The following is a 21,782-nucleotide window of genomic DNA, read 5'->3' on the forward strand; positions in this document are numbered from 1 at the left end:
TCCGCGTCAGCGCAGCACGACCGGCACGGCGATCGGATCGGCCTTCGCGGGCGCCGGTTCGCCGTTGCGCAGGCGCTGCAGCAGGTCGGTCCACTGCGCCTTCACGCTCGCGGCGTTTGCCAGCTTGACGTGGCCGTAGCCGCGGATGCCCTCGGGCAAGCGCGCCAGCCGCAGCGCCAGCGGCAGGGTCTGCGCATTCAGCTCGGGCAGCAGTTCGTCGACCAGCGCCTCGTAGTCGGCGATCAGCTGGCGCTCGAGGCGGCGCTCGGCGGTGTGGCCGAACGGGTCGAGCGCCGTGCCGCGCAGGCGCCGACCCCGCGCCAGCAGCTTCATCGCGCGCATCAGCCAGGGGCCGAAGGTCAGCTTGCGCACGCGGCCGTCAGGCCCCGGCCGGGCCAGCAGCGGTGGTGCCATGTGGAATTCGACCCGGTCCCAGCGTTCGAAGTGCTCCTTCAGCGTCGCCTCGAACCGGCCGTCGGTGTAGAGCCGCGCCACCTCGTACTCGTCCTTGATCGCCAGCAGCTTCGCGTAGTTGCGGGCCACCGCGTCGGTCAGTCGCAGCCCGGCCGACAGGGCCCGCTCGGCGTTGCGCACGCGCTCGACCAGCGTGCGATAGCGCTGCGCGTAGGCGGCATCCTGGTAGGCGGCGAGGAAGGCGGCGCGCCGTTCGATCAGCGTGTCCAGCGGATCGGCGGCGGAGGGCGCGGCCGCGACCTCGCCGGCCAGGCGCTGCAGCGCCTGCGGCGCCGCGACCGCCAGCCGCCCCAGCGCGAAGGCCGTGCGGTTGTCGTCCACCGCCACCGCGTTGAGCGCCAGCGCGCGCATCAGCGCCGCTTCACTCACCGGCACCAGCCCGCGCTGCCAGCACGCGCCCAGCATCACCATGTTCGACGGCATCGTATTGCCCAGCAGCTTCAGCGCGATGGCCTGGGCGTCGATCGTGAACACCCGATCGTCGCCGGCGGCGAAGCGCAGCTTGTCGAGCAGCGCGCCGGCGTGCAGGTCGGCGTTGGGATCGCGCACCGCCGCGGCGGTGGCCAGCTCGTGCGCGTTCGCCAGCACGATCGTGCGGCCGTGCTTCACCGTGCCCAGCGCCTCGGCCGACGCGCCGACGACCAGGTCGCAGGCCAGGATCGCGTCGGCCTGCTGGGTGTCGATGCGCACTTGGTTCAGCTGGTCGGCGGTCGGCGCCAGGCGCACGTAGCTCAGCACCGCGCCGCCTTTCTGCGCGAAGCCCATGAAATCGAGGATCGAGGCCTGCTTGCGCTCCAGGTGAGCGGCCATCGTCACCAGCATGCCGATGGTCACCACGCCCGTGCCGCCGACGCCGGTGATCAGCAGGTCGAAAGGGCCGGTCCAGGTCCACGGCGGCGGCGCGGGGAGGGCCGCGAGCTCGCGCCCGAGCTGGTCGGCATGGAAGCCTGCGCCGACCCGCTTCTTCGGCACCGCGCCGTGCAGCGACACGAAGCTGGGGCAGAAGCCGTTGACGCAGGAATAGTCCTTGTTGCACGAGCTCTGCTCGATCTGGCGCTTGCGGCCCCAGTCGGTCTCGACCGGGATCACCGACAGGCAGTTCGAGGCCTGGCCGCAGTCGCCGCAGCCTTCGCAGACCTGCTCGTTGATGAAGATGCGCCGCGGCGGATCGTCGAGCTCGCCCTTCTTGCGCCGGCGGCGTTTCTCCGCCGCGCAGGTCTGCTCGTAGATCAGGATGCTGACGCCGCGCACCGTGCGCAGCTCGCGCTGCACCGCGTCCATCTCGGCGCGGTCGTGGAAGGTGGTGCCGCGCGGGAACTCGCCTTCGTGGCCGCGGTACTTCGTGATGTCGTCGGACACCACGACGACACGCACCGCGCCTTCGGCCTCGACCTGGCGCGCGATCTCCGGCACGCCGAGGCGGCCGTCGACCGGCTGCCCGCCGGTCATCGCCACCGCGTCGTTGTAGAGGATCTTGTAGGTGATCGTCGTGCCGGCGGCCACCGCCTGGCGGATGGCGAGGTAACCCGAGTGGTAGTAAGTGCCGTCGCCGAGGTTCTGGAAGACGTGGGGGTCGTTCGTGAAGCGCGACTGCGCGACCCAGTCCACCCCTTCGGCGCCCATCTGGATCAGCCCCGAGGTGCGGCGCTCCATCCAGCTGGCCATGAAGTGGCAGCCGATGCCGGCCAAAGCGCGCGAGCCGTCGGGCACGCGGGTGCTGGTGTTGTGCGGGCAGCCGGAGCAGAAGTAGGGCTGGCGGCGCACGCCGTCGGCGGCATTCGACTTCAGCGCCGGCATCGTGAAGTCGACGACGAGGTGGCGGCGGTCCAGCGCCGGATTGAGGCGCGCGAGCCACTCGGCCACCACCGGCATGATGCGCGAGGGCCGCAGCTCGCCGAAGGCCGACAGCAGCGGCGCGCCGCGCGGATCGTTCTTGCCGGCGATGCGCGGGCGCTGCGCGTCGGGCAGGTCGTAGAGCAGTTCCTTGATCTGGCGCTCGACGACCGGCGCCTTCTCCTCGATCACCAGCAGCTCGTCCAGGCCCTGCGCGAATTCGCGCAGCCGCGTCGGCTCCAGCGGGAAGACGAGGCCGACCTTGTAGACGCGCACGCCGGCCGCGGCCAGCGCGTTGGGGTCGAGGTCGAGCCGGCGCAACACTTCCATGAAGTCGAAATGCGCCTTGCCGACGGTGACGATGCCCAGCGTCGCGCTCGGGCTGGCGACGATGTGCTTGTCGACCGAGTTCAGCTTCGCGAAGGCGCGCACTGCGTCGAGCTTCAGCGCCAGCCGCGTCTCGAGCTCCAGGGAGGGCAGGTCGACGCTGCGCACGTGCAGCGGGACAGCGGGCGCATGGCTGACCGGCAGCTCGAAGTCGAAGGGCACGGCATCGAGGTCCACCGTCATGCCGGACTCGACGACCTCGCTGATCGCCTTGAAGCCGACCCAGGCGCCGCAGAAGCGCGACAGCGCCCAGCCGTAGAGCCCGAACTCCAGGTACTCGGCGACGTTGGCCGGGTGCAGCACCGGCATGCTCCAGGCCATCATCGCCAGGTCCGACTGGTGCGGCATCGACGAGGACACGCAGCCGTGGTCGTCGCCGGCGACCACCAGCACGCCGCCGAGCGCGCTCGAGCCGTAGGCGTTGCCGTGCTTCAGCGCATCGCCGGAGCGGTCGACGCCGGGACCCTTGCCGTACCACATCGCCGTCACGCCATCGACGGTGCGCTGCGGGTCGAAGGCCACGCGCTGCGTGCCCAGGCAGGCAGTGGCGGCGAGGTCCTCGTTGATGGCCGGCAGGAAGTCGATGCGTGCCGCTTCGAGCAGCGGCTTCGCCTTCCACAGCTGCAGGTCGACCATGCCCAACGGGCTGCCGCGGTAGCCGGAGACGAAGCCGGCCGTGCGCAGGCCCTGTTCGGCATCGAGCACCCGCTGCATCAACAGCAGCTTGACCAGCGCCTGCGTGCCGGTCAGGAAGACCTGTCCGGTGCGCGCCGCGAGGTTGTCGGCGAGCCGGTAGTCGCGCAGGTCACCCTGAGGGGGCGACAAGGCATCGGGTGCGTGCTGCATCGTGTGCAATCCTCGTGACCGCGATGAAAGGAGGCCGGCGGTGACCGACGCGGGCCATCCTACGCCGAGCCCCGGGACTGCTGCGTCGGGAACATCGTGCAACCGTGCCCGCGACCCGGTGGTGGCAGCATCGCCGGCATGGCGGTGCCCGCATCCCTGCAATCGACGATCGAGCTGCGCGACCTGCGCATCGCGCTTGGCGGCGTGACGCTGGAGGCGGCGCGCGCGGTGCTGTCCGGCGTGAAGCTGGCCATCGGGTCCGACGATGCGGGGACGTCGCCGCCGGCGAGCGCGGCAGCGGCGCACGTCGAGAACCTGCGGCTCGAGCTGCGGAGCTTCGCCGCGCCCGCTGCACCCGCCACGGCCGCGCGCGCCGCCTGGCAGTTCGACACGCTGGCCGGCCTCGACGGCGAACTCCTCATCCACATCGACGATGCGGTGTGGCAGCTGGATGCCGACGTGACCCTGCCGATCCGCCAGGGCGTGATCGACTTCAACCGGGTGACGGTCGAACATGCCGGCCCGGACTCGTCGATGGGCCTGAGCCCGATGGGGCTGTACGTCGACGCGCCCAACGGCCGGCACTACCTCTACCTGTTCGACACCACGCACGTGCCCGGCGCGCGCTTCGAACGCCGCGGGCTGCTCGGCGCGCTGGTCGCCGACCGCGGTGTGCTCGCGCTGCAGCCGCTGGCAGAGGCCATCGCCGGCGGCGCGACGATCGGCGAGGCGGCGAGCCACGCGCAGGGCCTGCTGGCGCGCACCCGTATCGAGGGCCGGCTGCGGCTGGGCGACGGTGTGCTGCGCGGCGCGCTGGACGGACGGACCTTCGAACTGACGCTGAGCGCTGGCACGCCCGGGCACAACCGCGTCGAGCTGGATTCGGCAGCCGGTGGCGCGCTGGTGCTGCGCATGGCGGCGCTGTCCGCGACCTCGCTGCACTGGGGGGCGCCGGGCGAGCCGGGACCGGGGCAGTAAACTGCCGGGTTTTTCGTTTCGGGACTGCCGACGCCATGATGCGCGGGTCTTTCGCCGCGCGTTCCGCTGAAGGGCGCGCCCTGACTGCGGGCTCCGCCAGTGTGGGGGCCCTTGCTGCCTGTCCTGCCCGCGCCGGGGGTGCGCCGCTCGTGCGCCTGCTCGCCCGGCTGGCCGAGGCCGACATCGCCGAGCCCCGCCAGGCCTTCGCCGACCGCTTGAGCCAATGGCTGAGCTGGACCGATGCGATCGCCTTGTCGTCGGCGCTCGGTGCGCCGACGGCCGCGACGCCGATGCGCACCCGGGTTGTCGACGGGGCGTTCGCCCGCCAGCGCGATGCGCTGGTGCGGGCGATGCGCGACGACGCGCCGCCGGAGCCGCGCCCGGGCGATCGTGCGCGCGCACCACGCGGCGTGCCGGCCCGCGCCGAGCCCGCGGAGACGGTGGCCGACTTCAGCAGCCACCGCCGCCGCTACCTCGCGAAGCAGCAGGCGATGGAAGCCGGCGTCGCCGCGCTGCGCGAGGGCCTGCGCGCCGCGCTGGCGGCGCGGTCGCCGGACCTGGCAAAGCTGGCCGCGGTGGACGCGGTGATGGAACAGGTGCTCGGCGAGCGCGAGCGCGAGCTGCTGTCGCTGGTGCCGGTGGTGCTGGCGCAGCGCTTCGAGCGGCTGCGCCAGGACGAGCTGGCGGCGCGGGCGGCCCAGGGCGCGCACGACGCTGCGCCGCCGGACGACGGCTCGGCCGCGGCCGCGCCGGAGCCTCCCGATGCGGCGGCACCCGCGGCCACGCTGTCCGGCGCCTGGCTGGCCCGCTTTCGCAAGGACCTGCACGAGCTGCTGCAGGCCGAACTGGACCTTCGACTGCAACCGGTGGAGGGGCTGATCGACGCCCTGGCGTCCACCGGTGCAAGAACGTGATGAGTGGGACCGCCCGATGATGAGAACCCTGCAACTCGCCGCCTTCGCCGCCGGGCTCGCGCTGATCGGCTGGGTCGGCGCCGCCTATGTCGGCACGAACGCGCTGGCGCTGGCCGTGACCGCGGTCGTGGGCGCCTTCTTCGTCGCCGGCGGGCTCGAGCTGCTGCGCTTCCAGCGGGTGACGGCCCAGCTGGCCACCGCGGTCGACGCACTGCAGGCGCCGCCCGCCGACCTGCCGGCCTGGCTGGCGACACTGCCGGCACCGCTGCGCCAGGCGGTGCGGATGCGCATCGACGGCGAACGCGCCGCGCTGCCCGGGCCGGCGCTCGCCCCGTCGCTCACCGGCCTGCTGGTGCTGCTGGGCATGCTGGGCACCTTCCTCGGCATGGTGGTGACCCTGAACGGCACCGGCCTCGCGCTGCAGGGCGCGACCGACCTGGCGGCGATCCGCGCGTCGCTGTCGGCGCCGGTGCAGGGCCTGGGGCTGGCCTTCGGCACGTCGATCGCCGGCGTCATGGCCTCGGCAATGCTGGGCCTGATGCTCGCGCTCGGCCGCCGCGAGCGGGGCCTCGTCGCGCACCGCCTCGACGCCGCCATCGCCACCACCTTGCGCGGCTTCACACCGGCGTTTCGGCGCGAACAGGCCTTCGTGCAAGTGTCCGCGCTGCTGCAGCGCCAGGCGGAGGCGATGCCGGCGCTGGTCGACCGGCTGCAGGCGATGATGGCCACGATCGAGCAGCAGCAGGGCCGGCTGGGCGAGCAGCTGGTGGCCGGCCAGGAGCGCTTCCACGGCCAGGCCGAAGCGGCCTACGGTGCGCTGGCGGCCTCGGTCGACCGGTCGCTGAAGACGAGCCTCGCGGACAGCGCTCGGCTCGCCGGCGAGGCGATGGCACCGATCGCCGAATCCGCGCTGGCCGGCATCGCGCGCGAGACGCGGGCGCTGCAGGCCGGCCTGGCGCAGGGCGCGCAGGCGCAGCTCGATGCGTTGTCGTCGCGTTTCGATGCGACGCTGCAGGCGCAGAGCGAACGCTGGCAGCGCCTGCTCGACGAGCAGCGCGACCGGCAGGCGGCGCAGGCGCGTGACGCCCGCACGGCGATCGAACAGACGGCCGCGGCCTTCGAGCAGCATGCCGCGGCCCTGCTGCGCGGCATCGCCGACGCGCAGTCGGCGTTGCAGGCGCAGGCTGCCGTGGCGGACGAACAGCGCCTCGCCGCCTGGACCGGCTCGCTGCAGGCGATCGCCGGATCGCTGCAGCAGGATGCGCAGGCCGCCGGCGAGCGCGCCGCGCAGCGCGAGCAGCAGATCCTCTCGACGCTGCAGCAGACGGCGCAGGCCCTGTCGGCGCAGGCCGAGGCCCATGCGCAGGCCACGATCGCCGAGCTGTCGCGCCTGGTGCAGGCGGCATCCGAGGCGCCGCGCATCGCCGCCGAAGTGATCGCCGAGCTGCGCCAGAAGTTGAGCGACAGCATGGCGCGCGACAACACGATGCTCGAGGAACGTGGCCGCCTGCTCGACACGCTGGCGCAGTTGCTCGATGCGGTGAACCATGCGTCCGGCGAGCAGCGCGCCGCGATCGACGCGCTGGTGGCCACCGCCGCCGAGCTGCTGCAGCGCGCCGGCGACCGCTTCGCGGAACAGGTGGACGCCGAGGCCGGCCGCATCGCCGGCATCGCCGCGCAGATCACGGGCAGCGCGGTCGAGGTGGCGAGCCTGGGCGAAGTGTTCGGGCAGTCGGTGCAGCTGTTCGGCCACGCCAACGACAAGCTCGTCGCGCAGCTGCAGCGCATCGAGGGCACGCTGTCGAAGTCGATCGCGCGCAGCGACGAGCAACTCGCCTACTACGTCGCGCAGGCGCGCGAGGTCGTCGACCTCAGCATCCTGTCGCAGCAGCAGATCGTCGAGGACCTGCAGCGCGTGGCCGCGCAGCGGGGTGCGGCGGTGCCGAGCGAGGCCTGACGCGCATGGTCGACGCGGAACACGGCGAAGGCGACGACGCGGCGGTGCCGGTCTGGGCCGCCTTCGGCGACCTGATGGCCGGCCTGCTCGGCGCGATCGTGCTGGTGCTGGCCTGCGTGATCGGCCTGCAGCTCGAGCTGACGACGAAGCTCGAGGCCGAGATGCAGCGCGCGCGGGCCGAAGCCCAGCGGCGCGAGGCACTGGAGAAGGCGCTAGCCGGCCCGCTGGCCGCCGGCCGGGTGACGCTGGCCGACGGCCGCATCGGCATCAGCGGCAGCGTGCTGTTCGCCTTCGGCTCGGCCGAGCTGGCGCCCGAAGGCCGGCAACTGCTGCGCAGCCTGGCCGTGCCGCTGTCGACGTACCTGAAGTCGCGCGACGAGATCCTGATGGTCAGCGGCTTCACCGACGACCGCCAGGTGCGCGGCGGCAGCGACCGCTTCGCCGACAACTGGGAGCTCTCGGCGCAGCGCGCGCTGACGGTGGTGCGCTCGCTGATCGAGGAAGGCGTGCCCTCGTCGACAGTGTTCGCCGCGGCCTTCGGCTCGGAGCAGCCGGTGGCGTCGAACGGCGATGCCGAAGGCCGCTCGAAGAACCGCCGCGTCGAGATGGCGCCGACCGCGCGGCCGACCCGTGACGGAGCGAAGCCGCGTGAATGAGCCGGCCTCCCTGCGCGAGCGGCTGATCGAGGCGATCGAGCGGCGCGCCGCGCTGCAGGACGACGCGGTGCGGCACGTGCTCAAGCGGCGCCTGGCCGCTCTCATAGAGAGTTATGACGCGGCGCCGGCCGCCGCGCCTGCCGATGCCCCTACCGCTGCCGCGATGGATGCCGCCGGCACCGCCGCCGATGGCGCCGCCCCCGGGCCGTTGCGCGCACTGATCGACCGGCTCGATGCCCATGCCGCCACGCGCGGGCGGACCCGCGTGGCGCTGGACGGCGCGCCGTCGCCTATGCCGGCCGCCGAGCCCGAGGTGCTGCGCACGCTGCGCCGCACCTGGTCGACGCTGCAGGCGGAGCAGCGGCTGACGCAATCGCTGGCCAGGCTGCCGGAGAACGCCGGTCCGCTCAATTCCCACCACCTGGTGCACCGCGCGCTGACGCTGATGCGCGAGCAGTCGCCCGAGTACCTGAGCCGCTTCGTCGGCTACGTCGATGCGCTGCTGTGGCTGGATGCGCTGAACGAAGGCCGCTGAACGCCTCGGCTCAGCCCGGCGCGCCCTCGCGCGCGGCCTGCGCCTCGAAGATCGCGCGCACCGTCGCGATCGCATCGGCGTCGTCGGGCCGCTTGTCCGGCCGGTAGCCCTTCACTCGCGCGAAGCGCAGCGCGAGGCCGCCGGGATACTGCGGGCTCTTCTGCAGGTCGTTGAACGCGATCTCGACGACCAGCTCGGGCCGCACGTGCACGGTGATGCCGTCGCGGTGCGTCTCGCGCGCCAGCAGCTCGGCGGTCTGCCATGCCAGCAGCGCGTCGGTCATGCCCTTGAAGGTCTTGCCCAGCATCACCCAGCCGCCGGTATCCGGATCGCGCGCGCCCAGGTGCAGGTTCGACAGCCAGCCCTTGCGCCGGCCGTGGCCCCATTCGGCGGCCAGCACGACGAGGTCCAGCGTGTGCGTGCGCTTGACCTTCAGCCAGCTTGCGCCGCGGCTGCCGGCTTCATAGGCCGCGTCGAGCGCCTTGGCCATCACGCCCTCGTGTCCGCGCGCGAGCGCATCGGCGTAGAAGTCCTCCGCGGCCGCGACGTCGGCGGTGACGAGGCGCGGGATCACCAGCGCCGCGGGCAGCGCGCGGGTCAGCGCATCGAAGCGCTCGCGGCCCGGGCGGTCGATCAGCGGCGTGCCGTCGAGGTGCAGGCAGTCGAAGAAGATCACCGCCAGCGGCAGCTCGGCCCGCAGCCGCTCGACATCGAGCTTGCGGCCGAAGCGGCGCATCGTCTGCTGGAAGGGCAGCGGGGCGCCGGCGGCATCGAGCGCGATCGCCTCGCCGTCGAGCACCAGCTCGCGCGCCGGCAGCGCCCGCACGGCCTCGAACACCTCCGGCACCGACGCGGTGACGTCGTTGAGGTTGCGGGTGTAGACGGCGATGCGCTCGCCCGCGTCGTCCATCGACTTGTGCACCTGCACGCGGGCACCGTCGAGCTTCCATTCGATGGCCGCGGTGCCGAGCTGGGCCATCGCGTCGGCGATGTCCTCGGCCGGGCTCGCGAGCATCGGCTGCAGCGGGCGGTGCAGCGCAAGGCCGAAGCGCGCAAGACCGGCGGCGCCCTCGGCGAGCGCGGTGCGGGCGGTCACGACCAGCGAGCCGGAGAACATCGATGCGCGCCGCACGTCCGCCACCGGCACGTCGGCCGCGGTGGCGATCGCATCGACCATCACGCCTTCGAGCGCCCCCTGGCGCAGCTCGCCGACCAGCAGGCGCAGCAGGAAGTCCTGCTCGGCCGCGGTGGCGCGGGCGAACAGGTCGTGCAGCACTGCGGCGCGCGCCGCGGCCGAGCCCTTGCCGCTGGTTGCCGCGATGCGCGTCAGCGCGGCATCGACGTCCAGCAGGCTCAGCGAGGAGTCGGTCGCCGGCGTGCCGCGCTGCGCGGCGAGCGTCGTCCAGCCGAGGCCGATGCGGCCCTGGCGGATCTCGCCGGACAGGAAGGCGACGGCGATGTCGATCTCGTCCTCGCGCGCGTCGCGCAGCAGGCCGGCGATCGCGTCGCGCTTCGCGATCCGGCTGCGCGTCGATGCGGCGGCCGACGAGGTCTCGACGAGGTGGCTGAGCGCGAGTGCCATGCGGCCATTGTGGGCGGGCGATGCGTCGCCGCTAGCATCCGGCGTTCCCGCCGACAGCTTTCCCACGGAGACACCACCCATGCGGATACGCGACATGAACTGGATGCAGGTCGAGGCCCTGCTGAAGACCGGCGAGGACCGGGTGGTGCTGCCGCTGGGCAGCATCGAGCAGCATGCCTGGCTGTCGCTGGCGGTCGACGCGCTGCTGGCCGAAGCGGTGGCGGTGGACGCGGCCGAGCCGCTCGGCGTGCCGGTGTTCGCGGCGCAGCCCTATGGCTACACGCCGACCTACATGGCCTTTCCGGGCACGGTGACGCTGAAGCTGGCCACCTTGCTGGCGGTGCTGGGCGACATCGTCGAGTCGCTGCATCACCACGGCTTCCGCCGCGTGCTGGTCGTCAACGGTCATGGCGGCAACTCGGCCGGGGCATCGCTCGCGCAGGAGCTGATGGCGCGGCTGCCGGGGCTGAAGCTGCGCTGGCACAACTGGTGGTCGGCGCCGAAGACGTGGGCCTTCGTGCAGGCGCAGGACCGCGAGGCCTCGCACGCGTCGTGGATGGAGAACTTCGCCAGCACCCGGCTGGCGGGCGTCGTGCCGCCGACCGCGCCGAAGCCGCTGGTCGACTACGCCCGCATGGCGCTGATGGACCCGGTGGACAAGCGTGCCTACCTCGGCGACGGCTGTTATGGCGGGCGCTACGAGGTCCCGGCGGAGGTGAGCGATCAGCTGTGGCGCATCGCGGTCGACGAGACGCGCGCCGCGCTGCGCGACTGGTAGGCGCGAGGCGCGATGGCCGCCGGCGGCGGCCCCTCAGTTGCCCGTCAGTGGCCCGTCAGTTGCGCGGCGCGCTGCTGACCGGCGAGATGCCGATCGACGTGTCGCTCGATTGCGCCTTGCCGGCGGCAGTGGACGCCTCGACCGCGGCGCGCTGTTCGGCGTGGGTGCAGTCGTCGACGACACGCTGGCCGATCTTGGAGTTCATCAGCATGGACTTCGACGGGATCTGGATCCAGACCATGCCGTTCTTCTTGTCCTCCAACCGCACCGCGCCGGTCGTCGTTTCCTGCGGAACCATGCGGTAGGTGACCTTCTTGAAGGTCAGGTTGAAGTGGCCGGCGTGGTTCGCGACCGGCTCCACCGCGATGGTCTGCTTGAACTCGCAGGCGGCATCGCCCGTCAGCACGCGCGAGGCGACGGCCAGCTGCGCTTCGGTGGCGGGCTCGGCCACCTCGGGGGCGGGTTTGGCGGCCACCGCCGCGGGCTTCTTCGCCGCGGACTTGGCGGCGGCCGGCGACTCGCCGGCCGCCTGCGCCGCGCCGGTCAGCAGGATGGACAGGGTGGACAGGGCCAGGGCGGCTCGCGGCAGGCGGGGGGCGAAGCGGATCATCGGTACAGCGCTCACTTTCGTGAAGAAAGCCCAAGCCGCGTGCAGGTCCGATGGACCCGGAACGGGACGACGGGGTGCCGCATTTTGCGGCGCGAGGGGCCCACGCCGGTGTCAGTGAAAGCCAGCACTGCAACGGCCGGCAAGGGACCCGCAAAAACCGACTTAGTTCCTTGTGGCGCCGAAGAAGGCCTGTTCAGCTTCGGCCGGCAGCGGCTGTCCGGTGCGGCGCGCGCGCTGCAGCAGCTGCCAGTAGTAGCGGTAGCTGGCGCGGTCGTGCAGCGTGTCGGCGCCGCCGCGGTGGCGGTGGCGGATCGGCGCCCAGCTCGCGCCTTGAGCCGCGCCGAGGATCTCGATCGCCTCGTCGATCTCGGCGACGCTGGGCGCGAAGGCCTCGACGATCGGCTCGATCTGGTCCGGGTGGATGCTCCACATGCGCGTGTAGCCGAACTCGCGGGCGGCGCGCGAGGCTGCCGCGCCCAGCGCCTTCTGGTCCTTGAACTCGGTGACCACGCAGTGCGAGGGCACGATGGCCGCGGCATGGCAGGCGGCCGCGATCTCGAGCTTCGCGCGCACCACCAGCGGATGCTCGAACTGCCCCCTGACCGTCATCGCCGACTGCGGGATCGCCCCGCGGTGCGCCGAGACGAAGTCCATCAGCCCGAAGGACAGCGACTCGAGGCGCGGCAGCGCCGCGATGGCCATCACGTCGCGCAGCGCGCCGTGGGTCTCGATCAGCATGTGCAGCGGCAGCTGCGCGCCGCGGCCGGTGCGTGCGATGACCCGCTCGACCGCGGCGATCGCCGCCTGCGCGTCGGCCAGGTGGCGCGGCTTCGGGATCATCAGGTAGGCCAGGCGGTCGCCGGCGCGGCCGATCAGCGTCTCGAGGTCGCCTTCGAAGGCCGGGTGGTCCACCGGGTGCGCGCGGGCGCCGACGCGGCCGAAGTTGTTCTCGGTCGACATCACCAGCTCGGCGACCATCTCCGCGTGCCGGGCCTCGGCGCCGACCGGCGCGCCGTCCTCGCAATCGAGCGTGACGTCGAACACCGGCCCCAGCGTCGCCTGCAGCGCGAGGCTCTTGTGCATGCGGGCCTCGACGCCGCAGTAGTGGTCGCAGACGGCCAAGTCGGGCGCGGCGTCGCCCTCGTCGAACAGCACGTCGTGGGGCAGGGTGGGGGAGCTCATCGTCGGTCTCGCGCGGCTTCGATGGGGGCCAATGAAAAAGGGCCGGCGGCATCATGCCGACCAGCCCTTCGCAGCTTACGCCGGGCGGTCGCCCGGCGATCACGGCAGATGCGTCACAGCAGGTGCTTGACGCCGTCCTGCTCGCCCTGCAGCTCGGCCAGGGTCTTGTTGATGCATTCCTGCGAGAACGCGTCGATCGTCAGGCCCTCGACGATCTTGTACTCGCCGTTCTCGGTGGTCACCGGGAAGCCGAACATCACGTCCTTCGGGATGCCGTACTCGCCGTTGGAGGGCACGCCCATCGTGACCCACTCGCCCTTGGAACCCAGCGCCCAGTCGCGCATGTGGTCGATGGCCGCGTTGGCCGCCGAGGCCGCCGACGACAGGCCGCGGGCTTCGATGATCGCCGCGCCGCGCTTGCCGACGGTGGGCAGGAACGTGTCCTTGTTCCACACCTGGTCGTTGATCATGTCCTTGACGCTGGCGCCGTCGATCGTCGCGAAGCGGTAGTCGGCGTACATCGTCGGCGAGTGGTTGCCCCACACGGCCAGCTTCTTGATCGACGCGACCGGCTTGCCGGTCTTGGCGGCGACCTGGCTCAGCGCGCGGTTGTGGTCCAGGCGCAGCATCGCGGTGAAGTTCTCGCGCTTGAGGTCCGGGGCGGACTTCATCGCGATGTAGGCATTGGTGTTCGCCGGGTTGCCGACGACCAGCACCTTGACGTTGCGCGACGCGACCGAGTTCAGCGCCTTGCCCTGCGCGGTGAAGATCTGCGCGTTGGCGGCTAGCAGGTCGGCACGCTCCATGCCGGGGCCGCGCGGGCGGGCGCCGACGAGCAGCGCGTAGTCGGTGTCCTTGAACGCGGTGTTGGCGTCGCCGTGCGCTTCCATGCCGGCCAGCAGCGGGAAGGCGCAGTCCTCCAGCTCCATCATCACGCCCTTGAGCGCCTTCTGCGCCTTCTCGTCCGGGATCTCCAGCAACTGCAGGATCACCGGCTGGTCCTTGCCCAGCATCTCGCCCGAGGCGATGCGGAACAGCAGGGCATAACCGATCTGGCCGGCGGCGCCGGTGACGGCCACGCGGACGGGCTTCTTGCTCATGGAAAACTCCAGCGGATGGGTGGGTGAAGAGAGAGCGAAAACCTGAGCGGGCGGCGGCTGCGGCGCGTGCCCCGGGCACCGATGCGACATCGATGCAGCATCGTTGCAGGGAGGGCGCTGACGGGCAGGGCCGGACCGAGACAGCGAGTGTAGGCCACTCTAGGGGTTCTCACGGGGCCTGTCCATAGGTCTTATGTCTTCTATAAGACAACTGTCAGCATTTGGTGGACACCCGGCGCGGCGCTGTGATGCAATCCGGCGATGCCCTCACCGAACGCCCCCGTGCTGCCGCCCGCCGCCGAACCGGCCGGCGACGGTGCGCCCGCGTTCAGCCCGCTGTACCAGCAGATCAAGGGCCTGATCATGCGCGAGCTGCAGGCCGGCGTGTGGAAGCCGGGCGAGGCGATCCCGAGCGAGCTCGACCTCGCCGCGCGCTTCAAGGTCAGCCAGGGCACGGTGCGCAAGGCCATCGACGAGCTGGCGGCCGAGAACCTGCTGGTGCGCCGCCAGGGCAAGGGCACCTTCGTCGCCACGCATGCCGAGCAGCAGGTGCAGTACCGCTTCCTGCGCCTGACCGCCGACGACGGCGTGACGCCCGACATGGAGCGCCGGCTGATCGACTGCAGCCGGCTGCGCGCGCCGGCGCCGGTGGCGCGGGCGCTCGACGTCAAGAGCGGCGACGCGGTGGTGCTGCTGCGCCGGCTGCTGCTGGCCAATACCAAGCCGGTGGTCTTCGACGAGATCTGGCTGCCCGGCACCCTGTTCAAGGGCCTGACGGCCGAGCGCCTGGCCGACTACAAGGGCCCGATGTACGGCATGTTCGAGACGGAGTTCGGCGTGCGCATGATCCGCGCCGAGGAGCGCATCCGCGCCGTCGCCGCCGATGCCGCGACGGCCGACGTGCTGGCGGTGGCCGAAGGCACGCCGCTGCTGAGCGTCGAGCGCCTGTCCTTCACCTACGGCGACAAGCCGGTCGAGCTGCGCCGCGGCCTGTACAACACCGAGCACCACTTCTATCGCAATGAATTGAGCTGACCGGCGTTGTTCGCGCGCATCCAAGCTTCCGGTAAGCCTTGTGCGTTGCAATAAACTTCTAGGGTTTCACCCGGATTACGAAGAGACAAGCCCCATGCCAGAGATCTCGAGAACAAGGCCCGGCGCGAACATGCGCCTGATCGAAGCGCTGCAATACCGGCTGCCGATCGCCGGGGTGGTGTCGATCCTGCACCGCGGCAGCGGCATGCTGATGTTCTTCCTGCTGCCCTTCGTGATCTGGCTCTTCGACAAGAGCGTCACCTCCGAGATCTCCTACGACACCTTCGCCAGCGCCTTCGTCGCCGGCATCGGCGGCGTGCCGGGCGTGGTGATCAAGCTGGTCGTGCTGGCGCTGATCTGGGCCTACCTGTTCCACGCGATCGCCGGCCTGCGCCACCTGTGGATGGATGCGACGCACAGCGTCAGCAAGCAGCAGGGCAGCTCGTCGGCGATCGTCACGGTCGCGCTGAGCACGATCCTCACCGTGGCGCTGGGCGCCAAGCTGTTCGGCCTGTACTGAAGGAGCACGGCAGCATGGCCACCAACTACGGTTCGAAGCGCCTCGTCGTAGGCGCGCACTACGGCTTCCGCGACTGGCTGAGCCAGCGCGTCACCGCGGCGCTGATGGCGCTGTTCACCCTCGTGCTGCTGGTGCAGGTGCTGCTGCCCGGCCCGCTCGGCTACGAGCGCTGGGCCGGCATCTTCGCCCAGCAGTGGATGAAGTTCCTGACCTTCATCGTCATCGTCTCGCTCGCGTACCACGCCTGGGTCGGCATGCGCGACGTGTGGATGGACTACATCCAGTCGGTGAGCGTGAAGCTCGTCGCGCAGGTCGCGACGATCGCCTGGCTGGTCGGCTGCACCGGCTGGGCCGTGCAAGTGTTGTGGAGACTCTGATGGCAGTCGCAAAGCGCAAGTTCGATGTGGTGATCGTCGGGGCCGGTGGCTCCGGCATGCGCGCGTCGCTGCAACTGGCCCGCGCGGGCCTCAATGTCGCCGTGCTGAGCAAGGTCTTCCCGACGCGCTCGCACACCGTCGCCGCGCAGGGCGGCATCGGGGCCTCGCTGGGCAACATGAGCGAGGACAACTGGCACTTCCACTTCTACGACACCGTCAAGGGCTCCGACTGGCTGGGCGACCAGGACGCGATCGAGTTCATGTGCCGCGAAGCGCCGAAGGTGGTCTACGAGCTCGAGCACTTCGGCATGCCGTTCGACCGCAACCCGGACGGCACGATCTACCAGCGGCCCTTCGGCGGCCACACCGCGAACTACGGCGAGAAGCCGGTGCAGCGCGCGTGCGCGGCCGCCGACCGCACCGGCCACGCGATGCTGCACACGCTGTACCAGCAGAACGTCAAGGCGCGCACGCAGTTCTTCGTCGAGTGGATGGCGCTGGACATCATCCGCGACGCCGATGGCGACGTGCTGGGCGTCACCGCGCTGGAGATGGAAACCGGCGACGTGCACATCCTCGAGGGCAAGGTCACGCTGTTCGCCACCGGTGGCGCCGGCCGCATCTACGCCGCGTCGACCAACGCCTTCATCAACACCGGCGACGGCCTGGGCATGGCCGCGCGCGCGGGCATCCCGCTCGAGGACATGGAGTTCTGGCAGTTCCACCCGACCGGCGTCGCCGGCGCCGGCGTGCTGCTGACCGAAGGCTGCCGCGGCGAAGGTGCGATCCTGCGCAACATCAACGGCGAGCGCTTCATGGAGCGCTACGCACCGACGCTGAAGGACCTGGCGCCGCGCGACTTCGTCTCGCGCTGCATGGACCAGGAGATCAAGGAAGGTCGCGGCTGCGGTCCGAACAAGGACTACATCCAGCTCGACATGACGCACCTGGGCGCCGAGACCATCGCCAAGCGCCTGCCCAGCGTGCTCGAGATCGGCCACAACTTCGCCAACGTCGACATCACGAAGGAACCGATCCCGGTGGTGCCGACCATCCACTACCAGATGGGCGGCATCCCGACCAACATCCATGGCCAGGTGGTGGTGCCCAAGGACGGCGACTACAAGCGCGTCGTCAACGGCTTCTACGCGGTCGGCGAATGCTCCTGCGTCAGCGTGCACGGCGCGAACCGGCTCGGCACGAATTCGCTGCTCGACCTGCTGGTGTTCGGCAAGGCCGCCGGCGACCACATCGTCGCGCAGCTGGCCAAGGGCGCCATCGCGCACAAGCCGCTGCCGAAGGACGCGGCCGACTATTCGCTGGCGCGCATCGCCAAGCTCGACAGCTCCACCGGCGGCGAGTACGCGCAGGACGTCGCGAACGACCTGCGCAACACGATGCAGCAGCATGCCGGCGTGTTCCGCACGCAGGCGGCGATGGACGAAGGCACGAAGAAGGTCGCGGCGATCCGCGAACGTGTCGCCGGCATCACGCTGAAGGACAAGAGCAAGGTCTTCAACACCGCGCGCATCGAGGCGCTGGAAGTCGAGAACCTGATCGAGTCGGCACAGGCCACCATCGAATCGGCCGCCGCCCGCCGTGAATGCCGCGGTGCGCACACGGTGAAGGACTACGAGCGCGGCGCCGACGACCCGCAGCACCCGCTGGGCCGCAACGACGCCGAGTGGATGAAGCACACGCTCTGGTACAGCGAAGGCAACCGCCTGGAGTACAAGCCGGTGCAGCTGAAGCCGCTGACGGTGGACAGCGTTCCGCCGAAGGTCCGCACGTTCTGATGTTGGGATCGAGATAACACATGAAGCGCACGTTCAAGATCTACCGCTACGACCCCGACAAGGACGCCAAGCCCTACATGCAGACCATCGAGGTCGAGCTCGACGGCTCCGAGCGCATGCTGCTCGATGCGCTGATCAAGCTGAAGTCGCTCGATCCGGCGATCAGCTACCGGCGCTCGTGCCGCGAAGGCGTCTGCGGTTCGGACGCGATGAACATCAACGGCAAGAACGGCCTCGCCTGCCTGACCAACATGCGCGATCTGAAGGATCCGATCGTGCTGAAGCCGCTGCCCGGCCTGCCCGTCATCCGCGACCTGATCGTCGACATGACGCAGTTCTTCAAGCAGTACAACTCGATCAAGCCGTACCTGGTGAACGACGAGGTGCCGCCCGAGAAGGAGCGCCTGCAGTCGCCCGAGGAGCGCGAGGAGCTCAACGGCCTGTACGAGTGCATCCTGTGCGCGAGCTGCTCGACCAGCTGCCCGAGCTTCTGGTGGAATCCGGACAAGTTCGTCGGCCCGGCCGGGCTGCTGCAGGCCTACCGTTTCATCGCCGACAGCCGCGACCAGGGCACCGCGGAACGCCTCGACAACCTCGAGGACCCGTACCGCCTGTTCCGCTGCCACACGATCATGAACTGCGTCGACGTCTGCCCGAAGGGCCTGAACCCGACGAAGGCGATCGGCAAGATCAAGGAGCTGATGGTTCGTCGAGCCATCTGATCCGACGCATGGACACCGCTGCGCTGCAACTCGCCGAGCTGAATCGCCTGAAGTGGCGCTGCCGGCGCGGGCTGCTGGAGAACGATCTCTTCATCGAGCGCTTCTTCCGCCGCCATGAGGCGCAGTTGACGGTGCGCCATGCCACCGGATTGCAGGCCCTGATGGACCTGGCCGACAACGACCTGCTCGACCTGCTGCTGGCGCGGCGCGAACCCGAGGGCGAGCTCGCGCGCCCGGAGGTGACCGAAGTGCTCGGCATGCTGCGTGCCCGGGACGACGCCCCGCACTGACCGTTTTCTGAAAGAGCTCCGAAAGGAATGCCATGACCCCGTCCGACGTGAAAGCCACGCTGTCCTTCTCCGATGGCAGCCCCAGCATGGAATTGCCGATCTACAAGGGCAGCATCGGCCCGGACGTGATCGACATCCGCAAGCTCTACGGTCAGACCGGCAAGTTCACCTACGACCCGGGCTTCCTGTCGACCGCGTCCTGCAACTCGACGATCACCTACATCGACGGCGACAAGGGCGAGCTGCTGTACCGCGGCTACCCGATCGAGCAGCTGGCGACGCAGTGCGACTTCCTCGAGACCTGCTACCTGCTGCTCAAGGGCGACCTGCCCAACCCGCAGCAGAAGGCGGACTTCGTCAAGCTCGTGACCAACCACACGATGGTCAACGAGCAGATGCAGTTCTTCCTGCGCGGCTTCCGCCGCGACGCGCACCCGATGGCGGTGATGACCGGCCTGGTCGGCGCGCTGTCGGCCTTCTACCACGACAGCACCGACATCAATAACGCGCAACATCGTGAGATCGCGGCGATCCGCCTGATCGCGAAGATGCCGACGCTGGTGGCGATGGCCTACAAGTACGGCGTCGGCCAGCCCTACATGTACCCGCGCAACGACCTGTCGTACTCGGCGAACTTCATGCGCATGATGTTCGCGACGCCGTGCGAGGAATACAAGTCGAACGACGTGCTGACGCGCGCGATCGACCGCATCTTCATCCTGCACGCCGACCACGAGCAGAACGCGTCGACCTCGACGGTGCGCCTGTGCGGCTCGTCGGGCACCAACCCGTTCGCAGCCATCGCGGCCGGCGTGGCCTGCCTGTGGGGCCCGGCGCACGGCGGCGCGAACGAAGCGGCGCTGAACATGCTGGAGGACATCCAGAAGCAGGGCGGCGTCGAGAAGATCGGCGAGTTCATCCGGCAGGTGAAGGACAAGAACTCGCAGGTCAAGCTGATGGGCTTCGGCCACCGCGTCTACAAGAACTACGACCCGCGCGCGAAGCTGATGCGCGAGACCTGCCACGAGGTGCTCCAGGCCCTGGGCCTGGAGAACGACCCGCTGTTCAAGCTGGCGATGGCGCTGGAGAAGATCGCGCTGGAAGACGAGTACTTCGTCGCCCGCAAGCTCTACCCGAACGTCGACTTCTACTCCGGCATCGTGCAGCGCGCGATCGGCATCCCGGTGTCGCTGTTCACCGCGATCTTCGCGCTGGCCCGCACGGTCGGCTGGATCGCCCAGCTCAACGAGATGATCGGCGACCCCGAGTACAAGATCGGCCGCCCGCGCCAGCTCTTCGTCGGATCGCCCAAGCGCGACGTCAAGCCGATCGGCGAGCGCTGACCGGCGGGTCCGGCGCCCGCTGCATTCGCGGCGGGTGACGGGGCTCGAGCACCGACGGCCGCCAGGGCTCGAGCCCTGGCGGCCGTTGTACTTTCTACCAGCGGGATGACAGCGTCAGTCGGAGTCCGGCGTCACCGTGTCCAGGAACGCGGGCTCGGTATCGGCGAAGGCGCGGCGCTCGGCTTCGGCCGCGGCGGCGGCTTCCTCGGCGCTGCTGCGGCGCGCCAGCTCCAGCGCGATCGCCGCGGCTTCGGCCGGGCGCGGCTGCTGCGGCGCACCGGCACCGTCGAACGTGAGATGGATGGGTTCTTCTGGCGTGTTCGACATGGCACTTCTCCTTTCGCGCTTCCTGCGCTCTTCGGCGCGCCGGCGCCCGGCTTGAGCCGTGCGTGCGTGACATCATTCACGACCGACCCAGCGACTCACGCAAAACCATGAATGCTCCCGAAACCGTCCCCCGCCTGACCAGCCTGTCGCACGGCGGCGGCTGCGGCTGCAAGATCGCGCCGGGCGTGTTGTCGCAGATCCTGCGGCAGTCGCCGGCGCTGCCGGTGCCGAAGGAACTGCTGGTCGGCATCGAGACCGCCGACGACGCGGCGGTGTACCGGCTCAACGAGAGCCAGGCGCTCATCGCGACGACCGACTTCTTCATGCCGATCGTCGACGACCCCTTCGACTTCGGCCGCATCGCGGCCACCAACGCGATCAGCGACGTCTACGCGATGGGCGGCCAGCCGATCTTCGCGCTGGCCATCGTCGGCATGCCGATCAACGTGCTGCCGCTGGAGACGATCGCCCGCATCCTCGAAGGCGGGCAGTCCGTCTGCGCCGCCGCCGGCATCCCGATCGCCGGCGGCCACACGATCGACTCGGTGGAGCCCATCTACGGCCTCGTCGTGCTCGGCCTGGTGCATCCGGACAAGGTCAAGCGCAATGCCGATGCGCGCGCCGGTGACCGGCTGGTGCTCGGCAAGCCGCTGGGCGTGGGCATCCTGTCGGCGGCCCTGAAGAAGGAGCAGCTCGATGCGGCCGGCTACGCGCAGATGATCGACTGCACGACGCGGCTGAACACGCCGGGCCCGGCGCTGGCCGGGCTGGATGGCGTGCATGCGCTGACCGACGTCACCGGCTTCGGCCTCGCGGGCCATGCGCTGGAGCTCGCGCGCGGCGCGGGTTGCACACTGCGCATCGATTGGCCGCGCGTGCCGCTGCTGGCCGGCGTGCGCGAGCGCGCGGCGGGCGGGCAGGTCACCGGGGCGTCGGGGCGCAACTGGAGCTCGTACGGCGACCAGATCGTGCTGCCGCCGGATTTCGCGGCGGCGGACCGGGCGCTGCTGACCGATCCGCAGACCAGCGGCGGGCTGCTGGTGTCGTGCCGGCCGGATGCCGTCGATCAGGTGCTCGCGGTGTTCCGCGCTCAGGGCTTTGCCGACGCGGCCGAGATCGGCGAGGTGGTCGAGCGCGAGCCGGGCAGCGGGCAGACCCCCGCGCTGGTCATTCGCGGATGAAGGACTCGAGTGCGCGGCAGGTCTCGGCCGGCGGCTCGACGAACTGCATGCCGACCTTGAAGCCGTCGCCCTGCGTCGACAGCACGCTGTGCACGACGCGGGCCTTCGACTGCACGCGCTTGCGTGCGCCCGTGCGGTCGGGCAGTTCGAAGCCGACCAGGCATTGCGTGCCACCGGGCAGCATCTCGGTCAGCATCACGCAGACGCCGGTCTCGGAGACGTCCAGCGTCTTGCCGACGCGGCCCGGCTGGCCGGGCAGCAGCACCAGGGCCGGCGAGCGCAGCGGGCGGCGCACCGCCTCGCGGCGATCGGCACCGCTGCGCTTGGCGAAGTCCGCAGGATTCATCCGGCGAGCTTAG

21 protein-coding genes are annotated in these 21,782 nt (G+C 70.6%); 14 read left to right on the forward strand and 7 right to left on the reverse strand.

Going from position 1 to position 21,782, the window contains the following annotated elements; all coding sequences use genetic code 11:
* Positions 1–6 precede the first annotated feature (6 nt).
* Positions 7–3,540: an indolepyruvate ferredoxin oxidoreductase family protein gene (locus P1K89_RS03115; protein WP_284614897.1), complete on the reverse strand. Its 3,534-nt coding sequence runs from the start codon at positions 3,538–3,540 to the stop codon at positions 7–9.
* Positions 3,541–3,678: 138 nt separating this feature from the next.
* Between P1K89_RS03115 and P1K89_RS03120 the strand changes: the two genes are divergently transcribed.
* The 5 genes from P1K89_RS03120 (at position 3,679) to P1K89_RS03140 (ending at position 8,580) form a co-directional block, all read left to right on the forward strand.
* Positions 3,679–4,518: a hypothetical protein gene (locus P1K89_RS03120; RefSeq protein ID WP_284614898.1), complete on the forward strand. Its 840-nt coding sequence runs from the start codon at positions 3,679–3,681 to the stop codon at positions 4,516–4,518.
* Between the two features lie 149 nt (positions 4,519–4,667).
* Positions 4,668–5,432 carry a DUF3348 domain-containing protein gene (locus P1K89_RS03125; protein WP_439897947.1) on the forward strand — a complete coding sequence of 255 codons (765 nt, stop codon included), beginning with the start codon at positions 4,668–4,670 and terminating at the stop codon, positions 5,430–5,432.
* 16 nt (positions 5,433–5,448) lie between these two features.
* Entirely contained in the window at positions 5,449–7,389 is a 1,941-nt protein-coding gene (locus tag P1K89_RS03130; protein WP_284614900.1) for a DUF802 domain-containing protein, read from the forward strand.
* Positions 7,390–7,394: 5 nt separating this feature from the next.
* Complete coding sequence (locus P1K89_RS03135; protein ID WP_284614901.1) at positions 7,395–8,045, forward strand: OmpA family protein; 651 nt, start codon at positions 7,395–7,397, stop codon at positions 8,043–8,045.
* A complete protein-coding gene (locus P1K89_RS03140; RefSeq protein WP_284614902.1) occupies positions 8,038–8,580 on the forward strand; it encodes a DUF2894 domain-containing protein in 543 nt (180 codons plus the stop codon). Before P1K89_RS03135 ends, P1K89_RS03140 begins: the two co-directional genes overlap by 8 nt.
* Before the next feature lie 10 nt (positions 8,581–8,590).
* Here the strand turns inward: P1K89_RS03140 and P1K89_RS03145 are convergent, their stop codons facing one another.
* Positions 8,591–10,162 (reverse strand): ATP-dependent DNA ligase, encoded by a 1,572-nt coding sequence (locus tag P1K89_RS03145; protein WP_284614903.1) that lies wholly within the window; start codon positions 10,160–10,162, stop codon positions 8,591–8,593.
* A gap of 79 nt (positions 10,163–10,241) precedes the next feature.
* Between P1K89_RS03145 and P1K89_RS03150 the strand changes: the two genes are divergently transcribed.
* On the forward strand, positions 10,242–10,940 hold the full coding sequence (locus P1K89_RS03150; protein WP_284614904.1) for a creatininase family protein: 699 nt from the start codon (positions 10,242–10,244) through the stop codon (positions 10,938–10,940).
* Between the two features lie 55 nt (positions 10,941–10,995).
* Here P1K89_RS03150 and P1K89_RS03155 read toward each other — a convergent pair whose 3' ends face one another.
* The 3 genes from P1K89_RS03155 to P1K89_RS03165 form a co-directional block, all read right to left on the reverse strand.
* The gene (locus P1K89_RS03155) at positions 10,996–11,550 is read right to left on the reverse strand and encodes a hypothetical protein (protein ID WP_284614905.1); all 555 of its coding nucleotides are present in this window, start codon (positions 11,548–11,550) and stop codon (positions 10,996–10,998) included.
* A 162-nt stretch (positions 11,551–11,712) separates the two neighbouring features.
* Complete coding sequence (locus P1K89_RS03160; protein WP_284614906.1) at positions 11,713–12,732, reverse strand: HpcH/HpaI aldolase/citrate lyase family protein; 1,020 nt, start codon at positions 12,730–12,732, stop codon at positions 11,713–11,715.
* 113 nt (positions 12,733–12,845) lie between these two features.
* A complete protein-coding gene (locus tag P1K89_RS03165) occupies positions 12,846–13,832 on the reverse strand; it encodes a malate dehydrogenase (RefSeq protein WP_284614907.1) in 987 nt (328 codons plus the stop codon).
* Positions 13,833–14,093: 261 nt separating this feature from the next.
* Between P1K89_RS03165 and P1K89_RS03170 the strand changes: the two genes are divergently transcribed.
* The 7 genes from P1K89_RS03170 (at position 14,094) to gltA (ending at position 19,915) form a co-directional block, all read left to right on the forward strand.
* The gene (locus P1K89_RS03170) at positions 14,094–14,867 is read left to right on the forward strand and encodes a GntR family transcriptional regulator (RefSeq protein ID WP_284614908.1); all 774 of its coding nucleotides are present in this window, start codon (positions 14,094–14,096) and stop codon (positions 14,865–14,867) included.
* Positions 14,868–14,961: 94 nt separating this feature from the next.
* Positions 14,962–15,387: a succinate dehydrogenase, cytochrome b556 subunit gene (gene sdhC, locus P1K89_RS03175; RefSeq protein WP_284614909.1), complete on the forward strand. Its 426-nt coding sequence runs from the start codon at positions 14,962–14,964 to the stop codon at positions 15,385–15,387.
* Between the two features lie 14 nt (positions 15,388–15,401).
* Entirely contained in the window at positions 15,402–15,764 is a 363-nt protein-coding gene (sdhD, locus tag P1K89_RS03180; protein ID WP_284614910.1) for a succinate dehydrogenase, hydrophobic membrane anchor protein, read from the forward strand.
* Complete coding sequence (gene sdhA / locus P1K89_RS03185; RefSeq protein WP_284614911.1) at positions 15,764–17,560, forward strand: succinate dehydrogenase flavoprotein subunit; 1,797 nt, start codon at positions 15,764–15,766, stop codon at positions 17,558–17,560. The genes sdhD and sdhA overlap by 1 nt, the downstream gene beginning before the upstream one ends.
* Before the next feature lie 20 nt (positions 17,561–17,580).
* Entirely contained in the window at positions 17,581–18,282 is a 702-nt protein-coding gene (locus P1K89_RS03190) for a succinate dehydrogenase iron-sulfur subunit (protein WP_284614912.1), read from the forward strand.
* Positions 18,283–18,290: 8 nt separating this feature from the next.
* A complete protein-coding gene (locus P1K89_RS03195; RefSeq protein WP_284614913.1) occupies positions 18,291–18,572 on the forward strand; it encodes an FAD assembly factor SdhE in 282 nt (93 codons plus the stop codon).
* A gap of 32 nt (positions 18,573–18,604) precedes the next feature.
* Positions 18,605–19,915, forward strand: a complete 1,311-nt coding sequence (gltA, locus tag P1K89_RS03200; protein ID WP_284614914.1) for a citrate synthase — start codon at positions 18,605–18,607, stop codon at positions 19,913–19,915.
* A gap of 114 nt (positions 19,916–20,029) precedes the next feature.
* On the opposite strand, the gene P1K89_RS03205 is transcribed toward gltA, so the two are convergent.
* A complete protein-coding gene (locus tag P1K89_RS03205) occupies positions 20,030–20,242 on the reverse strand; it encodes a hypothetical protein (protein WP_284614915.1) in 213 nt (70 codons plus the stop codon).
* A gap of 107 nt (positions 20,243–20,349) precedes the next feature.
* Between P1K89_RS03205 and selD the strand changes: the two genes are divergently transcribed.
* Entirely contained in the window at positions 20,350–21,423 is a 1,074-nt protein-coding gene (gene selD / locus P1K89_RS03210; RefSeq protein WP_284614916.1) for a selenide, water dikinase SelD, read from the forward strand.
* On the opposite strand, the gene P1K89_RS03215 is transcribed toward selD, so the two are convergent.
* Positions 21,410–21,769: a PilZ domain-containing protein gene (locus P1K89_RS03215; RefSeq protein ID WP_284614917.1), complete on the reverse strand. Its 360-nt coding sequence runs from the start codon at positions 21,767–21,769 to the stop codon at positions 21,410–21,412. The two genes, selD and P1K89_RS03215, sit on opposite strands and share 14 nt — an antisense overlap.
* Between the last annotated feature and the right edge of the window lie 13 nt (positions 21,770–21,782).

This window comes from Aquabacterium humicola (genome assembly GCF_030167915.1).
In the GTDB taxonomy this organism is placed as follows: domain Bacteria; phylum Pseudomonadota; class Gammaproteobacteria; order Burkholderiales; family Burkholderiaceae_C; genus Pseudaquabacterium; species Pseudaquabacterium humicola.

Bases quoted from the DNA above. Each gene is read 5' to 3' on its own strand.
- P1K89_RS03115 (WP_284614897.1), bottom strand. From the start codon at position 3,540: ATGCAGCACGCACCCGATGCCTTGTCGCCCCCTCAGGGTGACCTGCGC.
- P1K89_RS03120 (WP_284614898.1), top strand. From the start codon at position 3,679: ATGGCGGTGCCCGCATCCCTGCAATCGACGATCGAGCTGCGCGACCTG.
- P1K89_RS03130 (WP_284614900.1), top strand. From the start codon at position 5,449: ATGATGAGAACCCTGCAACTCGCCGCCTTCGCCGCCGGGCTCGCGCTG.
- P1K89_RS03135 (WP_284614901.1), top strand. From the start codon at position 7,395: ATGGTCGACGCGGAACACGGCGAAGGCGACGACGCGGCGGTGCCGGTC.
- P1K89_RS03145 (WP_284614903.1), bottom strand. From the start codon at position 10,162: ATGGCACTCGCGCTCAGCCACCTCGTCGAGACCTCGTCGGCCGCCGCA.
- P1K89_RS03150 (WP_284614904.1), top strand. From the start codon at position 10,242: ATGCGGATACGCGACATGAACTGGATGCAGGTCGAGGCCCTGCTGAAG.
- P1K89_RS03155 (WP_284614905.1), bottom strand. From the start codon at position 11,550: ATGATCCGCTTCGCCCCCCGCCTGCCGCGAGCCGCCCTGGCCCTGTCC.
- P1K89_RS03160 (WP_284614906.1), bottom strand. From the start codon at position 12,732: ATGAGCTCCCCCACCCTGCCCCACGACGTGCTGTTCGACGAGGGCGAC.
- P1K89_RS03165 (WP_284614907.1), bottom strand. From the start codon at position 13,832: ATGAGCAAGAAGCCCGTCCGCGTGGCCGTCACCGGCGCCGCCGGCCAG.
- P1K89_RS03170 (WP_284614908.1), top strand. From the start codon at position 14,094: ATGCCCTCACCGAACGCCCCCGTGCTGCCGCCCGCCGCCGAACCGGCC.
- sdhC (WP_284614909.1), top strand. From the start codon at position 14,962: ATGCCAGAGATCTCGAGAACAAGGCCCGGCGCGAACATGCGCCTGATC.
- sdhD (WP_284614910.1), top strand. From the start codon at position 15,402: ATGGCCACCAACTACGGTTCGAAGCGCCTCGTCGTAGGCGCGCACTAC.
- sdhA (WP_284614911.1), top strand. From the start codon at position 15,764: ATGGCAGTCGCAAAGCGCAAGTTCGATGTGGTGATCGTCGGGGCCGGT.
- P1K89_RS03190 (WP_284614912.1), top strand. From the start codon at position 17,581: ATGAAGCGCACGTTCAAGATCTACCGCTACGACCCCGACAAGGACGCC.
- P1K89_RS03195 (WP_284614913.1), top strand. From the start codon at position 18,291: ATGGACACCGCTGCGCTGCAACTCGCCGAGCTGAATCGCCTGAAGTGG.
- gltA (WP_284614914.1), top strand. From the start codon at position 18,605: ATGACCCCGTCCGACGTGAAAGCCACGCTGTCCTTCTCCGATGGCAGC.
- P1K89_RS03205 (WP_284614915.1), bottom strand. From the start codon at position 20,242: ATGTCGAACACGCCAGAAGAACCCATCCATCTCACGTTCGACGGTGCC.
- selD (WP_284614916.1), top strand. From the start codon at position 20,350: ATGAATGCTCCCGAAACCGTCCCCCGCCTGACCAGCCTGTCGCACGGC.
- P1K89_RS03215 (WP_284614917.1), bottom strand. From the start codon at position 21,769: ATGAATCCTGCGGACTTCGCCAAGCGCAGCGGTGCCGATCGCCGCGAG.